Raw genomic sequence first — 24183 nt, forward strand, 5'->3', positions numbered from 1 at the left:
CTTTCTTACACACGTTAAAGCCTGATAGTTCCGCCTCGGCTCCGTTCGGCAAAAGCCTGAACCAGTAACTGTGTTGTCACTTTGCTTTTGCCCGCTAGAAGACAGTCCTTTGCGGCGTCATCGCAGGCTCGGGCAACTTCGGCATGACTAAGCCCGACAGAGACGTCTTTCACTTTCGACCACGCGATTCGTCCAAGTCCAAATGCGCTAAGCCTGTTCTCGATAAGTGCTTTGACCTGCTCAGAGTTAGGGATGACATATTCTATCACATCGTCGAAGCGACGGAACAACGCATCGTCGAGCATCTCTACATAGTTCGTAGCGGCAACCACGAGGCTATCTGAGTCATCTTGTTCCAGGAACTGGAGGAATGAATTCAAGACACGGCGGATCTCCCCGACATCATTCTTTGCTCCGCGATTTGAACCAATTGCATCAAACTCGTCGAATAGATACACACCGCGAGTTACGTGCATGGCCTCAAAAATCACGTGAAGCTTAGCAGCGGTCTCTCCCATGAATTTGGTAATGAGGCCATGAAGCTGCACACTGAACAAAGGCAGCTTCAATTCACCCGCTATGGCGGAAGCCGTCATCGTCTTTCCGCAACCTGGTGGTCCGACAAGCAAGAGCTTTCGTCGTGCAGACAAACTGTGTTCGCGGAGGCGATTCTGGTGACGATACTCTCTTAGGACTCGTTTGAGTCTCGGCTCCACGTCCTCGCTCAAGACCATTTCACTGAGGAGGGTCTTCGGGTAAGAGACCGTCAGTAGCCCGGCTAGTTCACCTGATGGGCGAGCAATGGGAACTGGCCTTGTTAGCGTGCCAGACGCCTGCTGCTTCTTGATTTCGTCCACGAGATCACGCAGGTCCTTAGCAAGCCGCTCCTTCCCGGTGCGCGCAGCCTGGGATGCAATCTGCATTGCGACGGATACAAAATGCTCCCCGTCGCCCGCAGAAAAGCTCCTCACCAATGCTTTTACTTGCTCACCTGTTGCCATAAGTAGCGTCCTGATTACTCAAGAATTAGCGTGCTCTGTTGACGTCTTGGACGCTAACCCTTCCTGCTCTGTATCGTAATTGATCCATACCCGCCAGTCACTTAGGTCAAATCGGCATTCTGGCCCGATCAGTGAACAATTGCCGGCACAGTCCGCCAACTCTCTCTGTTTTGACGCTAGCGGCGCTCCTCACGGTCTAGAAATCCCTTATTGACGCTTTGCTGCGTGTCCAGCTTGGTCCCTGCTTAGGCCCAGCTTGGTCCCTGAACTGCTGAAATCCACTTGGGCGTTTCCCTTCGGGCCGGGCTCGCTCCAGGCTCCGCTAAACGCTCCGGTCTCATGCGGAGACTGCTCTGGCACCCTACACATCCCTAACGCGGTTTCTCGTTCTCGTACATGCAAGCTAGGCGGCTTGCTGCCCGTTCTCAGGTCCAACAAAGACCTTACGCACTGGCCGCATGCGCGGCACGATGTCCGTAGGTAATTGACAATACCCTGCCTGTCTACGTGCTCGATTCACTGCTTTGATGATCGCCAGCACCTGCCCCCGAACAGGTGCATACCCCTGGAACGGTAGCAACTCTATCTCGGCTTGGAGCCTCCGCGCATCGCGGTAGCCAGGGCGTTTGGCAATCGCAATTAGGTGAGCCTTGATAGCGCGGTAGGTAGGCTTGTCCAATCGGACGAACACCCTCCATCGCTTCTCTACCTCGCTAAAGCTGTAACGCACGGAGTATCCCCTCACCTTCAGTGCTGTGCGACGGATGTCACGGATACTCTGCTGATGGTCATTGAAGAATTGGTGACGTCCATGGGTAGCGATCAGTACGAAGTACCGTTCATACCGCAGGTAGTGCATACCTGCTTGTTCACCGAGTCGCCTGCGAGCACGCTCCCACTTGGATCGATCAAGACCATAGAGAGCTATCAGCTTGCAGTCGACCTGCTCGGGGAGCTTACGGTCCGGGACTTTGCCTGTCACGTAGAAGTAGTGCCCACTCGCCACGTAGCGAACTAGTTGCGCTAAGAACCCATCAAGCGTTGCTGCTTCGCACCTATAGGCCGTACTTTTCTTCATGGGCACCTCCCAACTGACACATTTTTAGAAGTTGGAGGAGTTTGTTTGCGGCACAACTCTCCTCAAAAAGCCAAACACTTCAAGAAACCGTGTAGCTGTGATGCAAGGCATCGCTCTACTTGAGTTCCGAGTGACCTACCAAAAAATACTTCCTGTATTTTTGGCTTAATGGGCAATCATCGCTACAAGCGTCTGCATTTGCCTGTTCCTTCCAGAGGCCACTTCCAGGAATTATAGGCAGCTCCAGCTGCCACATTCTTTATTACAGGTGCACGCGTAGCGTGCTCGACTGCTATTTGCTGGAAACAGCTCTGGAAATCGCTGTTTCGCTTGTCGCAATTTGCGCCAAGCGATGCACAAAACCTCGGTCGGTGAACTCAACCCCAACAGGGGACGTTCACCGTCATCACGTCGCCACAGGCCAGAGGTCTCTCGACCTCTCGCGGGTGGCCACGTCGAAGCTCCTCTCGAAGGCATCGGCTCTGCTTGAGCAAGTTGCCGCAAGCAGAGCCTCCGCACGTTGTCAGCGCGGGGTGTAGCCCGCGTCAGCCCTTTCGTTCATGGCAAGGTGCTTTGGTTACCAGCCAAAACGCCATACGGGTCGCGACTGCCTTGCCGCGCAGGTGCAGGGGAATCTCCCCTCACCTGTCTGGACCTTCGCCCAAAACACCGCTCCAGCTCTCGCCGGAGTCCTACTAAGGCCACACTCCCAGTCCCCAGGTCAGTCAGCACGAATGCCATCTGGCGGATACCACTCCGCTCTACCTAGGGACCTTCCCCGATTAGTGATAGGTGTCGAATCGACAGTCAGGTCGCTAGACGGTTCTCCCGTCAGGCCATAAGGGTCTGCTAGTGACTCTCGTCACCGGCAGCGTTTGCACCTACTCCATGGAGCAGATGATTTCTCCGGGTCGAACGTGGAAGCACCCGGTTACCCGTCCCTTACAACTTTTTGCAGTTTGGCTGCTGGTCCTCGCAAAAGTGCTTGGACCCCCTCTCTGACGCTTGGGCCGAAGTATGTGGCCAAGCGTCGGGCTTTCCGTTAGCCCGTCGATTCTTACTGGGAAGCCCTCTCGGGCCTTTGAATGGGTTAAGCTATTTCCGCTCCGGCTTTAGATCACCGGATGCCCGAACGCCGCATGACGTTCGGTCTGGCACCTTGCGATGCTCAGAGGTCCCCCACCCAGACACGTTGAACGAAGCTGGTCTCTAAAGAGAGACCGCAGTCAGCAAGTTCTAGACCTTACCGACCTGGCTCCAAGCCCCGTGTGCGGGATTTGGTACATTCCTTATACCTCACCCTGTGGTCAGCATTGGGGCGCTGACCTACCAAGATCATTTCTGATCCCGGCTTTCACCTATCACGACTCCTGTGCAGTTGAGAAATAACAAAGTACTGCACCGAAGCATGTCTCGGTCGCCCCGGTTCCCGGTCATCCATTGGGTCGAACATTGGGATTGAACTTAGGCATCTTGCCCAAGGGTTACTCCAATGAGCCCCCATCGAGACGGACAAGCAACTCTCGCTGCAATCCGCCTCTACGCAGAAGACGAAGGTGAATCGGTGGTAAGCCAATTCCCTCTTAGCCTGATTGGTAAGATCAGATTTACCGAGTTCGTCTTTCCCACGTCGACAACGTCATCAACATTTTCCGTCAATCACGATGCTGCGAACTCTACAAATGCTCGCATGCGCAAGACCGTAGCACTTCAGACTATCGTTAGTCACGCATGACTTGATAACCGCAGAGAATCGCAACAATACTGAGCGTACATGCCACGCTTGCTTGACACTCAACGCATTTCGGTGTTGCCTACAAAGCGAACATGAGTCACTCGCAGCACGGAGGTTCTCCATGGCCAAGAACACCAAAGATTCAGTCAAATCCAACAATTACGTGACCACCATTCGTGAAGGAGCGATTGCAGCCAACATCTTCCGAGGTGTCACGCCAGATGGGCACGCTTATCTCTACTTCTCGCTAAGCCGTAGTTGGAAGTCTGCCAATGGCAACCGCGAAGGATATTCAGATCGGTTCTATGAGCGAAACTGCGAGTCCCTACAGAATGTCGTCACTCAGGCAGCAACATGGATTCAGCAGAATCCGAACGCTGCTGACGCTATTCCCGATACGGCAAGAGCATCTGCGGCAGCATAAGCTCCATACCTCTCGCCCTTGTGCTGGAGGAAGTAGCCAACGTATTCAATTCTGCTGCTGACATTGAGGAGTGAACACTATGGGACCCCAAGCGGCGTCCTCCGCTCATGTGGAGGACGCTCTGGCAGGTAGTCTACCTCTGCCATCGCGCCCTGGAGCTAGTGAGACGCGACGGCAGAGATAGACTCCAGCCGTCGCCCTCGTCGGAAGCCGCTACCCCATACTGTCCCTAGGGGGTAGGGAGCGCCTGAATTGAATAAACTTTGGAACTACGTGAACCTCTGGCTTAGATAGCCTGTCTTTGGCTCTGTCGGAGAGAATAGTTCCGTGTTTGGCCGATCTCAAGGCGTTCTGTACCCATGTAAAGACTTGATGACATTTCCGTAACCGACCGAAATGCCGCGCTACCGGTGTGCCCAGTGGCAGCCCGCGAGCATTCGGCTTCCTGTGGTTACGGAGAAGCATCATGGCTCGACGTTCGACTCGGATTTCGCCATCTTTCCATTCTGATAAGCCCTACCGTGGAACGCCTAAGTACCGATATCGCGTCATGTGTAAGTGTAGAGGGCAGAAGCCGGAGCCTCTTTGGCTCACTTCTAACAAGGCGTATGCCTCTGAGCTTGTAATAAAGATCAATCTTAGTTCCTCTCAGCCAATCGCTTGGCTTGAAGAATGGGCTAATAACCGTTGGTCCAGGCCTGCCAAGGAGCGTTCGGAAAGCCCAGCGGTTCCAGTTCTCCGTACTGGCCAGATCGTAATTGCAACCTTGTGGCCATTTAAGACTCGCAACGGTAAATGGAAAGCGTACGTGCATGAAGTGTCTGCAGCTGGCCCCATCACAAACAGCGACAAGATTCCCTCCTCTGCGAAAGAAGGCGATCTAGTTCGTGTCCGAGTTGGAGCGGCGAGCCACGACCTGTCGCATCTGCAGTTTCACTGGCTCGATTAAGAGTCATACTTGAGTGAAGCTGCAAGGAGTTGGAGGAGTCAAGGATCAGGCGTGTATGTCCCATTACCTGCCAGTAATGCTAATGCTTTTGTCAGGCAATCGAATCGTCCGCTGAAAATGCTCCTTGAGAATCATCTGCCGGTAGTGTTCATACGCGGGACCGCCTAGCGTCTTGAGCCTTGAGAAACCCTCCTTCTTCGTCCGGTCGGTTGAGATCAGCGCTTCTGCTAAGAACTCTTGTTGTTTTATGGACGAGAGCCCCTTCCAGAACTCCTCGAACGGAGCGTTCTCCTCTTTGATCTTCTGATGCTCGCTATGCTGCTTTCTCCGTCTTTGCTCCTCTCGCTTTCGATTTGCCACGGCCATCTCGCGCCGCTTTCGCTCTCGAACTGCTTCCGTCTGGAACCCCTTGGGCATTACGTATGGCTCTGCACTTCGAATACCTGCCACCAGAAAACCGGCTCCCCTCTCCTCACCTTTTTCGTTGTGCCAGTCGAATAGCTCGATCATGGTTTGGATTCGCTCTGCTGGAAACTTCTCAGTCAACTCATTGGCCATTGCTGGACCAATTCCTCGCTTGGTTAACTTGAAGCTCAACTCATTGGGAGATCTTTCAATCTGGTTTTTAGTAGGCTTCTTGCGTTTGCGTTTCTGAAACTCAACTTCCCACTTGCCGCGTGAAATCTTGGAGAAACGTTTCTCCTCAGGTGCGGGACGCAAGTCCCACAAGTGTTCCAGCTCCCTAATGCCTTTCATCAAGGCCCGTTTGGCCTGCGCTGTATTGTAGTTCGGACTTACCCGCACTTTGTTAAATGCCAATTCATTGAGATCCAGCACTAAGCGATCTGAGTGGTAAAAACGTTTGTCCAAGAAGCGGTAGAGACGTTTGGCCACTGGATCTTTGAGTCGCAAATACAGATCCCAATCGAGCTTCTTGAGGTAACCTGCCGAGAAGCTACCAAAGACGACCTCGTTCCACACGAGCCATGAATCGGCGGAAGCCTCTCGCTTGTCGACTTCATCGCGTTCATAGATGTAGAGATTGTCAAAGATTCCAAAATCTCGGTTTACCCAACTTCGGCGTGCTTTATCGTAGAAGGCCCTGTCTGAGTAAACCGTCAGGCCCTTCCAACGCCGCAGTGAAGTTGCAAGTCTCCGGTAGTAGCGAGTTTCATCTGGCCAGCGTAGGAGCTTCAACAACTCGTAACGACTAAAATGCACCTCCCTTTGCGTGAAATTTCCTAAGCTAGAAAGCTGCACGCAGGCAAGTAGCACGTCATCGTCTTTCGCCGTGGGGAGTCCAAATCGATCTGAACCAGAGATCGTCAGTTTTCGTGGAAGCCGTTTTCGCTTCTCGTCGTCCCATACCGTGTCCTCAAAAACTACGGTTTTGGTGCCGTCTAGGTATCGGTTGCAAATCGCAGCGAGCGGGAACTCAGCCAGATTGAGTTCGTCCCGACCCTCTTCGAAGGTCTCTAGGCGGTGAAGCCGCTTCTGCGTTTCGCTTGATTCCAAATCCCCTATTCCCACACCAAGCAACAACCACGGTTGTTGTAGTTTGTACTTTATCTACAAGAGTTACCTGAAACTTTTCCCAAGTGAATTCAACGTGTTAGCCCGTTAAAAGGTGTCTCATTTCACGGCAATACCAACCCAACTGGTGTTTCGCTTCACGGTAAAGCATGTTTCGTTTCACGGTAGAACGGTGTCTCGTTTCACGGTGAAACGTGTTTCATTTCACGGTGCCTTTCGGCGATCTTCTGCGGGTGGTGAAAAGCTGGAGCGTGCCCAGCTTTCGCGCTGTTGCGTAGTGAGGAAAGTGGCTACTCGAAGAGGATCTGCATTTGGGCAAAAGAAATCGTTGACGTAACGATGTGGCGGGGGCTAGAGTGAATGTCACCACAACATTCTCAAGCACCGCGTGATTCGTTCGCCGGTCTCTGCAAAAAAGCCGACTCTGCAAAGTCGGTTTTTTTGTGCCTAAATTTTACCTCCCCCACTCTACCTCAGACACACGAAGCCCTCGGCGCTTTAAGCGCTTTGAACCTAAGTTACATTCGCAGTACCGCCCAAATCTGACAACTGAGTTTTTGTACTCCGCAGCAAGCAAGCTGGCCAGTCAGCATGCTTGCAAGCAAACATGCTGACATTCTGGTAGGTCCGCCAGCCAGATTGCCGTGTTTCTGAATCTCGATGCGATTCATCAATTTTTCGTAATAGCCTTGTTGCTGGCTCGTCAGCTTGCAAGCTTGTCTGCAAGCAAGCTTGCCAGACCTAAGGCTAGCCAGCTGGATGAGAAGCTGGTTGGCATGTTTGCTGCGTTGTAGGTTAGCAAGTTGCGCAGCAAGTCAGCCATCATGCTTATGTGTAAGCGGCCTGGCTGGCATACTGGCTGGCAGTCCCGCAATCTGAGCAGCCCGCAAGCCTGTCAGTAAGTTTGTAAGCATGTAAGCAAGCTTGCAGGTCAGCAACGCACCTGACTTGCGTGAAATATTTCTTGCCAGCTTTGCTAATCCTCATTTAATCTCGCGGGTAATGATTATTGCACTCGTAAATTCTAAAGGCGGGGTAGGGAAGTCTACACTTGCTGGTAACTTAGCTGCCTGGCTTCTGGAGCAGGGGCACAGCGTCATCCTTGCTGACTGCGATCCTCAAAAGTCATCTTCTGAGTGGATCTCGGAAGCGAAGCCCGACATTCAAACGTTCACTTTCGCCACCTCCGATGAGATCCTAGACAATCTGCCCATACTAAGTGAGCAGGCCGATTTCGTTGTTTGCGACGGTCCAGGGAGTCAAACGGAGACGAGTAGGGCGCTGTTGATGTGGGCCGATATGGCGATCATACCGTGCAAAGCGAGTATGTTTGAAGCTCGTGCCTTGGCACTCAACACCGCGTTTGTGCGGCAAGCTCAGGCTATTAGAAGCGGTCAGCCGGACGCAATGGCCGTACTGACCATGGTCGGTCGGGACTACCGTTTGACTAAAGACATGCGAGATGCAGCCGATGCTCTCGACCTCCAGCTCGCACAAACTCCCATTACCCTCAGACAGGCTTACGCTGATGCTCCGGGACAATCGACTGTGGTTTGGAAGATGGGAGCCTCAGCTCGAGACGCCGCAATAGAAATCGATCAGCTCTTTCGTGAGCTACTTCCAGAAGCGTGCACCGAGAATGTCGTGCCGATGCGCCGGGGTAGGGGAAAGAAGCGAGCTAATGCATAGGAAGTAAAACCATGGCTGAAAGAAGACCTTTGACTGCCGGACTAGCTGTCGTTCCCCCAGGAGCCGCGAATGCAGATGCGGTAAAGTCGTTCATCACTCAAGAGCGAAAGCCAGAGCCAGCACCAGAAGCCAAACCAGCTCCAGCGGAGGAAGCGAAACTTCCGCCAAAGCAAAAGTCAGTTGATGTGGCTCCTCCCTCAGAAGATGCCAAGAGCGGCAAACGGCGGAAGTCGAAACGCTCGCCAGTACCAGTCGGCCTCATTCCTGTCACTGTGCGATTGAAGCCAGAGATAGCGGCTGCCCTCAAGCGGGCATCCCTGGAGCGTCAGCTCGCTGGGGAAGAGATATACACTCAGCAAGACTTGGTTGAACTAGCTCTTGAACCTTGGCTGGAAGGGGAAGGGCATCTCTAGGCATACTCGGCTGCACACCGCCAGAGAAGCGGACTTGCAAAGAGTCATCCTGTCGCAACTTACAGCGACGCATGCACCTCCACGATTCACCTTACTTCCACTGCGCCTTTAGAGACTCGCTGCCGCTTTCACGCCTCAAGGGCCGCTTCGCTATCCACCTTGACCCGCTTCGCACAAGCTCGACAGATTTACCCGCTCAGGGTTCTTGGTTCCCGAATATTGAAAAGCCCGTCTTCCGGGATACCTGCGGCACCTTCGCTCGCCAATCTACCGCCACCGCTGGTGAAAGTCTTTCAGACTTCTTTGTTGGCTCGCTGCTAAGAGCAGCAAAAATTCCCCTGAGAGAACGACTCAGTCGCTTTTGCTCCTTTGCCTGATTATCGTTAGCGGCTAGGCGGCAGAAACCGAATGCGGCTTTCACCGCAGCTATCGGTTCTCATGCCACGTTGCCTCTTGTGACTTTCCCAGTGAAACAACGCATTTCACTAGGAACACTCACCCCCTCCACTTTCCAATTGCTACGCGTTCCCACGGGGAGACGCTACGCCCACCGTCGAATGCGAGTCTTCTTTAGTGCAGCAAGAACACGCTGGGGCGTGTCCTCGCTGTGCTCGTCTGTGGGACTCGCACCCTTCGGGCACGGCTTCGGGCTTGCTGGGGCAAGCCGCTTCGCCAGGGTCGCTAGGACGCGACCCCCCACGCTTCGCCGCTAGGGCGGCTCGCGGGTCCCCCCGTCGGGGACGCTGGGGCGTCCCCGCCTGCGGTCCTCGCTGACTTGGTACGCTGGTGGACAGGGGGAAGCACGAATAGACCTCGGTAAACCTAGACCAAAAATGTCGTGTAGCAGATCGCTGTTCAGTTCCCGTCAGGTAAAGGCTTGTTCGCACCAGAGCCAATTTGTACTGCCACCTCAATTTTGGTAAAATATGCATCAGGTTTGGGTCACGGCGATCCGGCCACAACGAATCCGAGCGTCGCCGCTGTCGAGACGTAACCAGTTTTTACTACTCGTCCCTGGTTAGTGAGTCAGCTGGCGAAACGGGGTTGTGGAATTCGCCGTAATCGAGCCCCGTCTTTACGGGTTAGCTACCTGATTGGACGGTACAAAGACGAGTACACGATATTGACGCTCTCATAGCTTTGTCTATGAGATGCAACGAAAGATGCGGCTTCAGGTCGCCAACTATCGCTAAGGGCGCTTAACAACCGCCGAAATTTGCAGGACTGAGTTTCGTCTCAACCCTCGTAAGGTTCGCGTCGTACGTGAACTAATGCTCGAACACTTTATTGTGGGTTTTCCGCATTAGAGTATTCTCCCAACTACCACTTCACAGCTGTCCAAATTGGTCGGTCCGCTAGAAGTGTATCTCGGTGGGTTTCTCCACGGTCTTCAGCATAGCTCGTCGCGACTGCGTGCAGTCTGCATGTCGTGACCATCACGTTGCTTGGCTTCGCGTTCCTCGTTGAGTTTATGAACGTTCGCGCTACATCTCAGCGTTATGTCATTGGACTGCAATCCTACTAGCCAGTAATCAGCCAGGGCGACGACAGGAGGACGAAGTAGCTTTGTCTGGGATTGGCTAGCCGTACTTACAAAAACCATCACGATCCGCGATTTGCAGCAGCTACACGCTAGCGGCTTCACGTTCTCCTCTGAACGTTGGCCGCTACAGACGATCGTTCCGCCATGAAGCGGGACGACTCCGCTTAAAGCAAGCCGCAAGAATAAAGGAACCACTCCTATGGCGCGATTGACATACACACCAGAAGCTCAAGCCTACTACGACGCCTATAAGCTAATGATGCAAGATCCTGATAGATTTAGTCGAACCGCTGAAGACAAAATTAGGTCACTAGTTTTTGCCATTACCGATAGTACGTGCCCGCTCTATTGCCATATTGAACGAGGTATTTTGCCTTCAGTGAGCGACGTTGCGGAGCTGTTTGGCGACGGCGCCAGTGTTATCCGCGATGCCATCTTTCGACTTAGTGGAACACTAGGACTTCTGGCGGCGAGTGGCTCGCCTATCAAGCTTCGGCCTGCCATACCGAAGGAAGAAGAGTTTCGATCGATTAACGACATGCGAAAACGCCTGGAGGTTGAGGCACTCATCCAAGTGCATTGCATAGCAGACCCTAGGGATAAACGGCGTGCAGTTGAAATCTTGTCACATGCAAATCTCCACATCGGCAGTGTGCTGGAATTGACGGCCAGCTATGACGAGAAAGAGATTTGCGAAAGAGTAGCTGTCGATCCAGTCTTCGGCGAATGGGCAGACGACTTTTGGAGATATGACCGTCGCTTTCATCTTGCAGCTGCTGCCGCAACCGACATGAAGCTGCACTGCGACATGCTGCACATCTTATTGGAGCGTATACGCTTGAGTGGCTCTAACCGTGCCACGATTATTAGACGAATTCCAAGCTCGTTCGAGCAACATAGAAGCATTATCGAAGCCGTGAAAGCGAAAGAGTCTACTTCTTCTGCGGCGAAGATATTGGAAGCAGTCACAGAGCACTTTGATAGTTCCAATGAAGACTTTGGGTATGAAAAAAGAGAGAGTAAGTTCGCATAGAACCTAGAGGAAGAGGAGAGGAGCCAAGCATCGTGCTCAAGTGATCAAGGGCAACCTGCTTGTATAGCGGCAGGTGCCACGTTCGTTGAGCTCTCTAATTGGAAAGATAAAAAGGCATCTGCCTGCGTTGGCTAGCGATAGGTATATCGCCCGCTACTTGCAGGACAGATGCCCCCGTCTCGCACGTCACACTGAGGAAGCACCAACTTCCAGCAGCATGCACTTGATCTCCACAGCAGGGTAACGAATCCTGCTGCTTCAACCCGCCAAGACTAATAACGGCACTAGGCACAAAGCCCGGGGAAAACACTATTAGGAACTTACTCGCATCGAATTGAGAATGGACGTTTACGAAACATTTCCCTACCACGCGATGTGGTTAATGGCAAATTGCGATACTTTCGAATTTTCGAAGCATCCATAACTCGCTGGTTTTTCTTGTGCAAAGTATTTTCCTCTCACAAAATGAAAACCGAGCATGCGGGGAGACTTGGTAACAGCACCAACTGGTACCAATGATTTGTCGCACGCTAGCCAACAGGAGTAACGACCCTGCGAGGCGAAGAGGCAGAACGGAAACAAGCAGCTAACGCACGAAGCTTTTTCGCCTACACGCCGAACCGAAACGCCCTGCTGGCAGGTCCTCGTGACCGACAGTTAGGGCGTTTTTTTATGTCTCTTCGAAATTCCTATTCAAAGAAAGGAGGATCGACACTCAACCATCAAGCCAAAAGCAAAGCCCCGCTCTTTTATAAGAATCGCCGGAGCTTTCATTGAGTTTGGTGCTCGGCAAAGCGAGCGAGCAGTGTAGTAAAGGCATGCTGACTCGCGATCTCTGCTAGTGCCAGTCCGTCCGTTTCAGTGCGTGCAAACTCGGCACGGTGTTCCAGCATTCTGGATTCGGCCTTTAACTACACCCTGGCAGTCAGAAGTCGAATGTGCCTAGTGCAGCAATCGAACTACCCAATTGTCTCTCAACAGCGAGTTGCGAACATGAATAACTCACATGCAAACTACAACGAATTACCAGTCGAATGTATAGGCGAAGGAAGTTCGCGAGAGCTAATAGTGAACGCGCCTTTGCCGCTTCCAAAGGGGCGTCGCAGGTCAACTTCGGGTGAACGCTCTGCTAGTCCTTTTCGGAAACAGCTCGTAATCATTGCAATAGACGACACAAGGTCTATGGCACGATGCGGCAAAGCAGCAGCCGCGACCCAGGGAGTCCACGACATGTGTCATCTCATGCGGATGAAGAGCCCAGAGGTCGATATCTTCGACATCGCGATTTTCTGCTACGGCGATTACAACTTTGCCGAAGACCGTCATTTATTACGTCCGCTATCTGACATCAATGAAGATGAGATTGAGTTTCACGGAACGTCAGGACGAACGAATTTCAACATCCCTTTACGATTCTGCCACGAGCTGCTTCAGCAGTACGACCAGCAGTATCTCACTCTACAAGAAGAGCCGCAAAAGGTCCCGCCACCGTTGATTCTCTTCGTCAGCGATGGCTGCCATATGAACGGTCGCAACCCGGTGTTTCTTGCAAAGAAGATTAACTCCACTGCGCTCTCTATTGGTGTGCCTCCTATTCTCGTCACCATTGGACTTGAGCTAGGGGGGGACAAGCCAGATGAAGAACTGTTGAAAGCAATGGCCTCACGAGGCCGCCACAATCAACCTCTCTATTTCGATGTCACCGACCTGCTCCAATTTGAAGAGTTGCTAGCAACTTTGGGCAGTTCTGCCGCATGCACGCCGGACGATGTGTCCACAGTTGTTGATGATCAGAAAAGATTGCCTCCTCCAGGAGGTGTTAAATGAATGTTCCTGTCAGTGGTGTACGTTACGAATTACTAGCTATGGTCAACAAGCGTCTCGCCAAACTTCAGCGTTACCTTGAGACCGTTGGCATGGTGCATGACCCAGTCGGAAAAGTAGATGTTGATGATATAAGCTTGTCCATTGCAACCCACGAGGGTGGCAAATACATGAATCAAGACGCAGCGGCGCTCCTGATTCCCAAGCGATCCTCCAATCCCATTCGCTGGGCGGCTGCAATTGCCGATGGTGTAAGTTCCTCGTTGTACTCTGATGTCGCAAGTCGCTTGGCGTGCATTGCAGCACTGACCGCTTTTGCTCAGTTGAATCGTCATTCTTTAGGGAAATGTGAACCCATCGCTCGGGCTCAAAGTGAGTTATTGGCAATTGGGCAACAATTGTTGTCGGAGCCCGAGAAGTACCGACCGCCACGGATGCCTCGCTGTGGTTGGCAGCGAGTCTTGCGAGACGGTTGCTTACTTCAAACCACGCTGATGGTGGTGTGGCAGCAAGAACATCGTCTACACATCAATGGAGTGGGGGACGGCGGCTATCTACTAAGATTCGATGCGAATTCGCCCCCAGTCTCTCACTTGCCAGGTGCCGAGAAGAGAGTGATTTGCTTGGGACCGTACGCTTCCCTAGAGCGAGCCGATTTTCGCCTCGATTACTCTACCTGGTATACGGTGGACGTTTTCACCGATGGAGTTACTCCTGTATCAAACGCGCTCTCGGAGTATACCGATCGCAGTTCCTCGGCCGAAGCTTTCTTAACAAGACTTGATCGTGATTATGAGGCCCTAATCAATGACAACCTGACGCTATTTACCGCTAGCAAGGCGGTGCCATGAATATTCCAAGCATTACGCCTGGTCAGTCTAGAGCACTGCTCAACAAGCAGTGGAATCTTGGCGAGCAGACCGTCCGCTTCGCTAGTAAATTCCACATGGGGTCTGAAGCTTTTGTTTGTCCTCTACTCGATGATAGGGAACAAGAAATCGCTGTCTTGCGGTTCCTGTCAGAACGCGCGGTAATCCCTGAGCGCATCGAGCGCACTAGTTGGCTGATTGGCCAGCAGCTCCATCATGCAAGTTCTGTATTCCTTACCGCTCCATATGCTTGGGCGACTACTCGTGAGTTTGGTAGCCCAGAAGGGATTGAGCTTGAGTTTGCTGCGACGCTTCATCACGTCGCCCCAGGCAGAAGCTGGCGAGCAATTAAGACGGCAAGCGTCTACGCTGGTGAACCATTGCCTTCTCAAACTCAACGCTGTGCTATCGCCAAACGGTTCGTCGCCGTCCTTGCCACTCTGGAGTCAATTGGGCCTAACGGTTTCGTTCATGGAGATCTCTCAGATGGAAATCTATACATCGATTTAGCTACAGGGTATTGCTGTCTCATAGACTTCGACGCTTTTGTTTATACGAGTTCCACGACCCTCAAGGCACCTCGCTTATGCGTGGGACAGGGGGGAGTAAAGGGCACCCCCGGCTACATGCCCATCGACTTGCAAGAGACCTCGCGCCCAGAAGCGTTTCCTTATTCCGACCGATTTGCGCGTGACATGTTGTTGATCGAACTCTTGAGCTATCAGGAGGGTGATCCATTTGACGAATCGCCCCTGCACTGGGAAGACAGGGAGCTCACGCAAGCCAATGTAGCTCCTGTTGCACAGTCGCTAGGTCTAACGCACCTGTCAGATACAGCAGTCTTTTCAGCAGCCGAGCACGAGCGTCCTAGCAGTAAAGACCTCGCCATCACTTTGCATTGCGAGATGCCGAAGTTGCACTTGAATGGCAGGGGATCGGAGCAAGCCAAATCGCTTTGGGAGAAATGCTACCAGATGCTCTTCCTTAAACACTCCTAAGTAGTTGAATCTAAGTCACTGAAGCCATCCTCACTCAAGAAAGGATAACCTCATGAATGCGCCGCTCGATCGTCCTCCCCAACTCCTGACCGAGCCTGATACTGCCACGGCAGGCAATCAAGCAGATGCTGAGGATCGATCTCTAACCGTTCGTGACTTGCCAAGTGAGGCAGGGACGCTGTGGAGAGCTTACTGGAACGCTGACGCCGACAACACGATCAAGTTCTGCCTCCCAATTTGTTTTCTTTCTGCATGGTCTATTTTCTTGAAGTACATCATGACTCTGGTAGCGCAATGAATGATGCAGCTCTCAATGCTAAGCCCATTTATCCGTTTCAGCCAAACCCAAATGAGCGAGCCAAGCATTATGCCGTGCAAGGCTCAAGGGCATCCACGAGTAGTCGCAAGGCAAGACCTGGCAGAGCCGTAGACCGTGCTTTTAGTGCTCGACCAACATCGAGTAGAGAGCCGGAGCATTCTACGGATGAAGTGTGTGAGGCCACCTTTCTCGACACATTTCTACTTAAGGACACGTTAATGGATTTGATGAGCTACCTCTGCATCGCACTGATGTTTATATGCGGCGGGCTTTGGGGGTGGTGGGCTGGTGTTGTCGCATTAGTCGTCTCTGGCATTATCAGTGGGATTCTTGTTGAGCTGTATGCAGAATATTTTCTCAGCAGGGAGCCAAACAAGAATGAGTAGAGAGTTAAGCAGTGCAGACCTCAGATTACTTGACGCCGCGGTTCGTCGCGTCGCTCAGTTTACATGTGAGTTTGCAAAGCAGTTTTGGGGTGTCTCAGTGATTGCTGCTAGACGCCGCCTTCAGAAGCTCGAAAGGGTCGGCTTGGTGGAAGGACGCAATGTGCTGGTAAGTCAGCCGCCTCCCGTAAGCAAGCCCCTTTGCATCTGGAAACCAGGAATTGCCACTCCTCATAGCGGACAGGTTTCGTACCTAGCTCGGCAAAGATGGAAGACGCAACCTGTAGTCGTGAACCGGATCTACAACGCAACGGACCTTGGGCGGGGATTGCTAGGTTGCAGCCCCATCAAATCACCGAAGGACATCCAGGCCACTCATGATCTGGGGCTTGCGGATCTCTACCTTCACTACCTTCGCCGTTGGCCAAAGCTCACCGCTAAGTGTTGGCTCAATGAATCAGAATACGCACATTTGCGAGGCCGTTGTGTCAAAGTCGAAGATGCCATGCTGCGACGCGGAGATAGGACGCTACTGATGATTGACTATGCGGGTGCCTATCGCCCTGACCGAGTTGAAGCACTCCTGATGCATGCCCAGCTCCATCATGTCCCTATCGCCATTTACTAAACAAATGCATTCAATACCCATTCTTTCCCAGCCTGACTTACTGCATCACCGTTCCAACGAGATGGTTCGCTTTCTACTCCGCAACCATGTTGGTACCAATGAGACGATTCGTCGTGTGGTCGTTCCAGAAGTGCAAAAACCTACCGCTCAGAAGCTCATCGTTCGACTCATCAAGCGAGGTTTACTAAAGCGCTGGCCTCTGCATGCAAGCAAGAGCTACTTGCGACTTGGCTCAGCTGCAATTGCCCGCTGGCAGTACCCACAGTCGTACTCACGTAGACTCGGCCCACAAGTGTTGCCCTACCAGTTGGGCTGCTTGTCTCTAATGGCGAACAGCCAACCTTCAATTCAGCGACTGTTGCCAGAAGAACTCGCTCAGGCATTCCCGGACTTCCCCAACACTCGCGACCTTCATCAATGGGCCTACTACCTCGATTCAAGTGGCCCAGCATCAAAGCTGGTCACGGTTCGAGTTGAGTATCGAGTAGGAGGCGAAGCCGTTATCAACAAAGTAGCTGAGCAACTCCATCGATATCGCCAACACCCATGCGTTAATCGCTTACTCGACGAACAACGATTTATAGTCCATGTGGTCACTGCTACCGCCGAACAGGAGATGGCATTGTGGGATGCCGCCGATCGACTCAGGTTTCCTGCAATTCTCCGTACTGCACACGATAAGAGTCTCACCCTGTTTCTGTGAAAGGAGTACGATGAGTAAGGAAGATCTATACCGGGTTGCAGCCGATGGAAATCCGACGCGAATTGACAAGCTTCCTACGCAGCGTCTGAGTTTCGAGTTTCCAATCACCACGAAGTTGACAACTCCACCCAAGCTGCGGAGTTTCTTCACAGGCTTATTTTGCGTTTCCATCCTAGCCTTTCTCCTCCCACTAGCTTTGCATTTCGATGCTCTCATCGCAGGCATTATCGTTGCCTATTTCATTCTGGGCTATCTAGTCCGCACCTATCGGCGCATCGGCACCAAAGTCGCAGCTCGAACGGGAACGGTTTTCCTTCTCACCTACTTCTCTTTGCTGATGAGCTACAAGTCAGAAGCTCAAGTTCACCTATTACTGTTTCCTGCCACCTTAGCCTATTCCATTTATGTCGCTCTACTCTTTCGAAAGCACTGGATCTACAGGGCATCATGCGGAATCCTTCCTAAGGAACTTGTCCGAAATTTTCGTGTTACAGCTACGCTCCCAGCTGGGGTATCTTCTAAGCCAACCGTACCAGCATTCCTTGCTGCTCTTAGGAGCTGGATTTCCTATGATCCCCATGACTCGCAGGCCTTAGGAGTCATGAAGTCTCCGGCAGGCGATGCTCAGAGTCGTGTCGCAGCATCATCTGCGCTAGCAGTTTTATGGGCAGGGGTTCTTGTATCTCCCGAAACCATAGTATTTCTCAGCCGTGGTGGTGAACCGCTACTCGTATTGCTGCCCTTCCTACTAGTAATGCCTGTAGCGATACCATTGCTACTCATGGCAGCCGTCTCAGAGGGGATCTTGGGTAAAGCACATGCTTTACTCGATTGCCAATTCGAGCCAAAGCATTGGACTCCGTTTATCGAGCAACTGCATGGCTCAAGTAACCCCACGGAAGCCAAGAGCGTCTTCCTGGGGCGTGTGCATGGCGATGGGTCTCCTATTCTCTATCCGGCAGATTGCTTGCTAAGAGGTGGGTGGATACAAGGCTCTCCTGGCTCTGGAAAGACACTATCTGTGATGCAGCTTCAGGAGCAGTTAATCGCGCTGGGATATTCGGTGGTGACTCTCGACTTAAAAGCGACCAGCGACGAACTCCTTTGGTCGGCTCATGCCGCGGTAGAGCGAGTGCAATTGCGGCAGGGGAGGCACGTCCCAATTTATCCGTTCACTCCGGTGCACGGTGAAGCAAGTTACTTGTTTGACCTCTACTCACAGCCTTTTTGGGGTGCTCGCTCTCCGGAGGAAAAAGCGAGCATTATGCTCGGCTTTTTTGGGCTGAATGGGGCTCAAGTATACGGTGAATCGTGGTACAGAGATGCTGCGTGGACCGTCAAGCAGCATCTTACGGGTAAGTATCCGTCTCTATTCAGCTTCCATGAGGCTGCTGAGAAATTGGCTGAGGAGTTGCAGTTCGCCCAAGAGCCTTGGGAACTTTCTCGACAAGTAAAACAAGATGGCGAGCATCCTCGCCTCATGCTCCGTCGTCTCGGCATGGTCGATGCACTCAATGCTCGTTCTACAAACTCACAAGAAGTTCTCGATAGAGCAATTCAACTTCATCGCCTATTCCAGGTACCTACGGTACTTCACTGCCGCCTGCCAGCGGTCACTGATCCGGTAGGCAACCCCGAAATTGGCCGAGTCATCCTTTCATCCTTATTTGCTGCCGCCGCTCATACAACTGATCGTTCAGTGAAGTGTGTAGTCTTCATTGATGAGTTCCAACGCTTAACTAGCCGACAGCTAGACCTCATTTTGCAGCAAGCGAGATCCCAAGGCATCGGCATAGTGCTCACCAATCAAAGCTCCGCTGATTTAGTCGCTGTTGACCCACACATGGCAGACACGCTCGCAGGCAATTTGGCTCTGTCGGCCTGGATCAAGGCAACAGACAGCTTGGGGGTCGAGCAGGTGCGAAAGCATGGTGGCCAGTATATCGACTTTCTGTACTCGAAATCCGTCTCTAACAACAGCAACGGACAACAAACGAATTTCACCACCACCGAGCACATACTTGATCGCGTCTCCACAGGCTTGATTGACCGCGTAAACTCTTCTCGCGATCAATACTTCTTGAGACTGACCGATGATGCTGGGTACACCGCCTACGGTGGACAGATGTTCGTTGCTCAAATGGGCTTTCACACGGCGACCGCTCAAGACTACATCGATCGGACGTTGGCTCCATGGCCGAGCGCTGTGCCAGGAATGCTGGTCAACGGCGCTCATCGACCATCCTCAGGGCCTCCTAGTTCATCGCTATTGGGCCCAAAGAAAAAGACGTCCCCACCACGGGTGCCTACCCCGCTAACCTAGCTTCAAACATTCCACCGCTTTCTTTAACCCCTGGGAGAAATCAATCCACCGCTCCCGTCGCAGAGATGAGTGCGTCAGCTCAGTCGGTTGCCCTTGGGCGACTTCGGCTTGTTTTCGGTTTTTTGATTTTAATGAAGCGACTCTTCGCTGAGGACCAGTGTGGTCTTGAGCGAGGGGGAAGCAGTCACGGCTAATACGGGCCGCGACTGCTCGAAACCTACCGTAGCCCGACCCCCTGAAAGGCTGCGGATACAACAGGAGTTAGTGACATGATTAAGTTAGCACTAACAAAACGCGACATTGATGTCAAAAAAAGCATGGTTCAACAACTGATAAAAGAAGGCATCGATATTCAGCTGTTTGAGGTTTGGCAACCGTACACCGATGCTTGGTGTAGGGCCAACCTTGAACGGATTAATGGTGATTCATCCGAATGGTGCCTCTCATGGTACTTACAGTATCCGGCGGATTACTTCTTAGCGGCAATTGTATTCGCTAAGGATTTCGATGACGTCTTTGCCTGCACGAACTGTAACGGCGAAGAACCTGGCCGAGTCGAGCGCGTTATCTGGCTGCGAACTGAGGCTCGATCAGGTTCAGTCGGAGACGTGATCGTTCCATCCGACGGAACAGCCCCGCAATTTATTACAGTTGGGGGATTTCGAGATGTCTAAGATGCTTTGACAGTTAAGTAACCACAACCCGTCCTGGGCCTCGCAAGAGGCTCAGGACACTTTTACCCAGTTACTTCCGTGAAAGGAGGGCAGCATGCCGAAAGTGCCAGTTCATGAGATCCGATTTGGACTTATCAAGGCTTCTATCTGGCAAAATCAGACTAAGAGCGGTGGACGATTCAACATTACCGTCAGTCGTCTCTATAAGAATGGCGATCGCTGGGTAGAGTCCTCCCATTTTGGCCGAGATGACCTCTTGCTCGTCTCCAAGGCTACAGATTTAGCCCACACCTGGATCTACAAACAGCAGAACTCGGAGAAAGGAGGCAGCCATGAATAATCAGGAACTGATTTCTGAGAGACAAACTGTCCGACTCATCGCCGCTGAAGAGCTTGCGAAGATGCTCGATGTTTCTACGCGTACTATTTGGCGTCTACTAAGCACGGGCAAGCTGGTGCAGCCGCTACGAATTGGAGGAAGTGTGAGATGGCGTCTCGACGACGTGGAAGAATGGATTAACAATGGATGTCCCGTGGTAACCAAGTGAGAAAGGGTTCCGATGGCCAGCATATACAAGAAGAAGCGTGACAAGGATAAGAAGAACGCCGCATGGTACGTGAACTACACGGACCATTCTGGAAAACGGCGAACTGTGAAGGGATTTACGGATCGCCGCTCCACTGAGCAGATGGCAGCAAAGCTTGAGCATGACGTCATGCTTCGAAAGCGGGGTTTGATCGACCCCGCAAAGGAACGCGAGCGAGATGTTCAAGAAAGCAAGCTGGAAACTCATATCAAGGCGTTTGAAAAAAGCCTGAGTGAGAACACTCCCAAGCATATCAAACTGACCATGGGACGCATTCGCCGCGTCGTGAATGGCTGCACGTTTGAAACGATCTCCGATCTTGACCCGGAGCAGATTGAGGCGTTTCTCAAACAGCTCTGTAAGGAGAAAGACCTTGGAAGGCGAACTTATAACCATTACGTGCAGGCGGTTGACGGCTTCTGTAATTGGATGCTGCTCACGAAGCGAATCTCTAGTAACCCCTTGCTGGGGCTGGAGCGTTTGAATGCGGAAGTAGACATTCGACATAAACGCAGGGCACTCTCGGCGGACGAGGTCGCTCTGCTGATCAAGTCGGCCAGAGAGAGCGGGGAAGATATTCAGTGTTTTGATGGAGAAACGCGAGCACGCTTGTACATACTGGCGTACTTCACTGGTCTACGAAGACTTGAGCTAGCGAGCCTCACACCGAAGAGCTTTCGCCTCGACTCATCTGAGCCCACCCTAACGGTAGATGCTGCTTGCTCGAAGCATCGGCGTGAGGATGTTCTACCCTTGCATCCGGAATTGGTTTCTATGCTACAAAGTTGGTTGCCCACCTTAGCAGTCGATGAACCACTCTTTCCCAAACTTGGGAAACGGCGAACATGGCGAATGGTCAAGCTTGATCTGGAGAGGGTAGGGATTCCCTACAAGAACGCTGATGGTGTTGCTGACTTCCATTCTGCCGGAAGACACACCTACATCACCGAACTACTCAGGAACGGTGTCTCACTGGTCGAGGCCAGGGAACTCGCTCGGCACAGCGACGTGCGGATGACCATGAGGTACACCCACATCGGACTGAAGGACCAGGCGAAGGCCCTGACCAAGCTGAAGGGGCTGGCTGCTGAGCAGTCGAAGGTCTTGACCGACCCGCAATCAGAGCCCGCAAAAAAGTGTCCACGTTCTGGCCACGCGCCAGGGGACTCTGGCTGTCAAAATGTGGCAACTGGTGGCACTGGGGAGAGTTCGACCCCAAACGACGAAACCCCTGCCAGTGACAGGGGTTATCGCGAAAATTCGTCGTCTGACAGCGAATGTCAAAAGTGGAGGCGGCGGGAATCGAACCCGCGTCCCGTAATATCTCCACGCAAGCTTCTACGTGTGTGTCCTCAGAGTTTTGGTTTCGCTCGTCGGGCGCCTCCGAGGCAAGGCTACCGGCGAACTAGCCGAGAACTTATTTAACCGCGGCCGTGCTCAGCAGTGAACCGCGGCGGTCCGGAGGGGGTTATACGTTCCGTCAGCCGCTTCCGGCGAGCAACTGGGGAACGGGCAGCCTAGTTCTAGGCAGCCAAAGCGTAGTTACCTTCGGCAATTGAAGGTTGTGATCGGCTTTTAACGTGGGCCACCGATCAACCACGACACGCCACTTACGCTTCGCCTATCCGGTCGAACCCTGTTCGCCCCCAGAGTAGTAGAAGCACCCGCGAAACCGCGGACTCTCTATTGTATTCGACCTCTATCGACCAGTGAAGGTTCGAAAATTGCCCGAATTTCGCTGCGCGAACGCGTAGCCCCATCCATTCACGGATCGCGTGGCAATCCGGCTAATTCCCACTTCCACTAGCCGGACCGCCACGCGGTCCGCGAAACTCTCACCACGATTCGGTTCTGCCCCAACTCGAGTTTTGCCCCAACATTCCATCCGTTGGCCCAAAACCCCTGGAGTTCACCCCCTACGACTCATCGCGAACCTCAGTGTTTCCCGACTCTTTTCGCACCTCGGCCGGCTCTGCCCCACCAGGTTGTTCCCCGCATGTCCCACCCGTTCGCTCCGCATGTTCCTTTCGGAGCACCCCGAACAAGTCGTCGCGAAAGTCCTGTAGCGCCGCGGCGAACTTGAGCTCCTTCCCCGTCGGCGGCTCCGTCGGCCGCTCGGACGGTGGACCATATCGCTCAGGGAGAAGCTGCTCGAGAAACGCGGCCGACTGCTGCCACGTCGGATTACTCGGTGGCAGCCACGCAGGTGGGGTCGTCGTGCCGTTCGGCTTCGCGGCTTCCTTGGCAACTTGCGGCTCTGTTTCGGCTTTCACCGGCTCGGCCACTTCTGCTTGAACTTCCACCGGCTCAGGCGCGGGTGGACGCGGCGCCGCCAGCACCGGCGCGAGTTCGACTAGCGCCTCGTCGATCTTCTGCGCCACCTCCGCTTCGAATTCAGGAAACGCGACCATGGATAACGCTGCCTGTTTGACCTTCACCGCCACCTTGGCAAGCTGTTTGCGAGACACGGTCACCTTGTCGGCTTGTTTGGCTTTTCGACGCGCAGCTCGCTGCTTGTCCTGCCGCTCAATGAGCCAGGCGGCCGCCCGCCAGTGCTTGCTAGCCGCTTCGCGAATCGCCTGCAGCGGTTTGAGTTCTGCCCCCATCTGCGCCCGGCGAATCCGCTCGTCAAACGCCTCGTCGACTTCACGTTCCCGCCGAATCGTCTTTCGATCGCACCCCACGTATCGGGCGGCATTCGACATGCTCATCCCAGTCGAAATCAGGGCGGCAATTTCACCTTTTTTCACCTCGTCTAGTACTCGTGGTCTCGCCATTTTCGGGCTCCTTAGATAGATATATGGGTGTACAGTTACGTCTACCTAAGTTGTAGCAAACGGGTGTAAGAAAACCACCAACCGCGGAAAAGAAAACAGCCATTCGCTCCACGCTCCAAGCGCCCGTAGCTACGCTCGCCAGAGCGTGGACGCCCCACCAAGAGCACATGACACTTGGGGCTGCAAACGTGCGTGGCAACGCGTCCACCGTCTGGCGACGGTAGCTACGAAACTGCATCTACGTAGAGAGCTCCAGACGTAGGCCGTAACAAGCTAAGCGCAGTTACGGCAATTCTCGAGAGACGTTTGAACAGAAGGCAACAGAGTGAGCAGAGAAGAAAAAAGCACTGCCGCCGATTTGGGTGCCACTGCTGGTTTATCGCCGTTCGCCGTTCCAAAGCATCATGGCACAAGGGCTCGGACGCGGGACCCACCGCCACGTTGCAACGAGCCAGCAGTGTCTTTCACGCAACGCAGACGTCCACAAAGCACTGCTGGCTCCATTCGATCGGGCGACGAAGAACCCTGTGCCGCTCGCGTGCGAGAGGTACCACAAGGGCAACGCTCGATAAACCAGCAGTGGCACCCGGCGCTCCGATCTTGTGGTGCCAAGGACCGCGTGGGGTGCCCTGGAGACGAGCTCCGCGAGCACCCAGCATGGGCGTTTGAACAGAAGGCAACAGAGTGAGCAGAGAAAAAC

General features: G+C 53.1%; 18 protein-coding genes, 1 other RNA gene and 1 pseudogene. 14 read left to right on the forward strand and 6 right to left on the reverse strand.

What is annotated here, in order from left to right; translation table 11 throughout:
* Positions 1 to 14: 14 nt before the first annotated feature.
* Together ACQK2L_RS02825 and ACQK2L_RS02830 are read right to left on the reverse strand one after the other, a co-directional pair.
* Positions 15 to 1001, reverse strand: a complete 987-nt coding sequence (locus ACQK2L_RS02825) for an AAA family ATPase (protein ID WP_425395418.1) — start codon at positions 999 to 1001, stop codon at positions 15 to 17.
* 403 nt (positions 1002 to 1404) lie between these two features.
* Positions 1405 to 2079, reverse strand: a complete 675-nt coding sequence (locus ACQK2L_RS02830; RefSeq protein ID WP_425395419.1) for a hypothetical protein — start codon at positions 2077 to 2079, stop codon at positions 1405 to 1407.
* A gap of 1856 nt (positions 2080 to 3935) precedes the next feature.
* Here ACQK2L_RS02830 and ACQK2L_RS02835 point away from each other — a divergent pair.
* Positions 3936 to 4238 (forward strand): hypothetical protein, encoded by a 303-nt coding sequence (locus ACQK2L_RS02835; RefSeq protein ID WP_425395420.1) that lies wholly within the window; start codon positions 3936 to 3938, stop codon positions 4236 to 4238.
* A 1012-nt stretch (positions 4239 to 5250) separates the two neighbouring features.
* Here the strand turns inward: ACQK2L_RS02835 and ACQK2L_RS02840 are convergent.
* Complete coding sequence (locus ACQK2L_RS02840) at positions 5251 to 6702, reverse strand: replication initiator protein A (RefSeq protein ID WP_425395421.1); 1452 nt, start codon at positions 6700 to 6702, stop codon at positions 5251 to 5253.
* 662 nt (positions 6703 to 7364) lie between these two features.
* Here ACQK2L_RS02840 and ACQK2L_RS02845 point away from each other — a divergent pair.
* From ACQK2L_RS02845 to ACQK2L_RS02900, 12 genes are all read left to right on the forward strand, one after another.
* Complete coding sequence (locus ACQK2L_RS02845) at positions 7365 to 7514, forward strand: hypothetical protein (RefSeq protein ID WP_425395422.1); 150 nt, start codon at positions 7365 to 7367, stop codon at positions 7512 to 7514.
* 130 nt (positions 7515 to 7644) lie between these two features.
* Positions 7645 to 8409, forward strand: a complete 765-nt coding sequence (locus ACQK2L_RS02850) for an AAA family ATPase (protein ID WP_425395423.1) — start codon at positions 7645 to 7647, stop codon at positions 8407 to 8409.
* A gap of 2155 nt (positions 8410 to 10564) precedes the next feature.
* On the forward strand, positions 10565 to 11398 hold the full coding sequence (locus ACQK2L_RS02855; RefSeq protein ID WP_425395424.1) for an FCD domain-containing protein: 834 nt from the start codon (positions 10565 to 10567) through the stop codon (positions 11396 to 11398).
* A gap of 1230 nt (positions 11399 to 12628) precedes the next feature.
* Entirely contained in the window at positions 12629 to 13225 is a 597-nt protein-coding gene (locus tag ACQK2L_RS02860) for a hypothetical protein (protein ID WP_425395425.1), read from the forward strand.
* Positions 13222 to 14073 (forward strand): protein phosphatase 2C domain-containing protein, encoded by an 852-nt coding sequence (locus tag ACQK2L_RS02865; RefSeq protein WP_425395426.1) that lies wholly within the window; start codon positions 13222 to 13224, stop codon positions 14071 to 14073. Before ACQK2L_RS02860 ends, ACQK2L_RS02865 begins: the two co-directional genes overlap by 4 nt.
* The gene (locus ACQK2L_RS02870) at positions 14070 to 15089 is read left to right on the forward strand and encodes a hypothetical protein (protein ID WP_425395427.1); all 1020 of its coding nucleotides are present in this window, start codon (positions 14070 to 14072) and stop codon (positions 15087 to 15089) included. Before ACQK2L_RS02865 ends, ACQK2L_RS02870 begins: the two co-directional genes overlap by 4 nt.
* Before the next feature lie 52 nt (positions 15090 to 15141).
* Entirely contained in the window at positions 15142 to 15387 is a 246-nt protein-coding gene (locus tag ACQK2L_RS02875) for a hypothetical protein (RefSeq protein ID WP_425395428.1), read from the forward strand.
* Between the two features lie 994 nt (positions 15388 to 16381).
* The gene (locus ACQK2L_RS02880; RefSeq protein ID WP_425395429.1) at positions 16382 to 17122 is read left to right on the forward strand and encodes a hypothetical protein; all 741 of its coding nucleotides are present in this window, start codon (positions 16382 to 16384) and stop codon (positions 17120 to 17122) included.
* A 10-nt stretch (positions 17123 to 17132) separates the two neighbouring features.
* Positions 17133 to 19445 (forward strand): hypothetical protein, encoded by a 2313-nt coding sequence (locus ACQK2L_RS02885; RefSeq protein ID WP_425395430.1) that lies wholly within the window; start codon positions 17133 to 17135, stop codon positions 19443 to 19445.
* A 269-nt stretch (positions 19446 to 19714) separates the two neighbouring features.
* Positions 19715 to 20119, forward strand: coding sequence for a hypothetical protein (locus tag ACQK2L_RS02890; RefSeq protein WP_425395431.1), 405 nt, complete (start codon positions 19715 to 19717; stop codon positions 20117 to 20119).
* Positions 20120 to 20213: 94 nt separating this feature from the next.
* Positions 20214 to 20459 carry a hypothetical protein gene (locus tag ACQK2L_RS02895; RefSeq protein WP_425395432.1) on the forward strand — a complete coding sequence of 82 codons (246 nt, stop codon included), beginning with the start codon at positions 20214 to 20216 and terminating at the stop codon, positions 20457 to 20459.
* Positions 20452 to 20667 carry a helix-turn-helix transcriptional regulator gene (locus tag ACQK2L_RS02900; protein WP_425395433.1) on the forward strand — a complete coding sequence of 72 codons (216 nt, stop codon included), beginning with the start codon at positions 20452 to 20454 and terminating at the stop codon, positions 20665 to 20667. The genes ACQK2L_RS02895 and ACQK2L_RS02900 overlap by 8 nt, the downstream gene beginning before the upstream one ends.
* Here ACQK2L_RS02900 and ACQK2L_RS02905 read toward each other — a convergent pair.
* A complete protein-coding gene (locus tag ACQK2L_RS02905; protein ID WP_425397439.1) occupies positions 20584 to 21213 on the reverse strand; it encodes a hypothetical protein in 630 nt (209 codons plus the stop codon). The two genes, ACQK2L_RS02900 and ACQK2L_RS02905, sit on opposite strands and share 84 nt — an antisense overlap.
* Here ACQK2L_RS02905 and ACQK2L_RS02910 point away from each other — a divergent pair.
* Positions 21136 to 21732: pseudogene (locus tag ACQK2L_RS02910) on the forward strand (tyrosine-type recombinase/integrase); the annotation flags it as partial. The gene ACQK2L_RS02905 and the pseudogene ACQK2L_RS02910 sit on opposite strands and share 78 nt — an antisense overlap.
* Before the next feature lie 258 nt (positions 21733 to 21990).
* On the opposite strand, the gene ssrA reads toward ACQK2L_RS02910, so the two are convergent.
* Positions 21991 to 22354, reverse strand: a transfer-messenger RNA (tmRNA) gene (gene ssrA / locus ACQK2L_RS02915).
* Between the two features lie 268 nt (positions 22355 to 22622).
* Positions 22623 to 23483, reverse strand: a complete 861-nt coding sequence (locus ACQK2L_RS02920; RefSeq protein ID WP_425395434.1) for a hypothetical protein — start codon at positions 23481 to 23483, stop codon at positions 22623 to 22625.
* Positions 23484 to 24183: the final 700 nt, after the last annotated feature.

It is taken from the genome of Aeoliella sp. (assembly GCF_965227375.1).
In the GTDB taxonomy this organism is placed as follows: Bacteria; Planctomycetota; Planctomycetia; order Pirellulales; family Lacipirellulaceae; genus Aeoliella.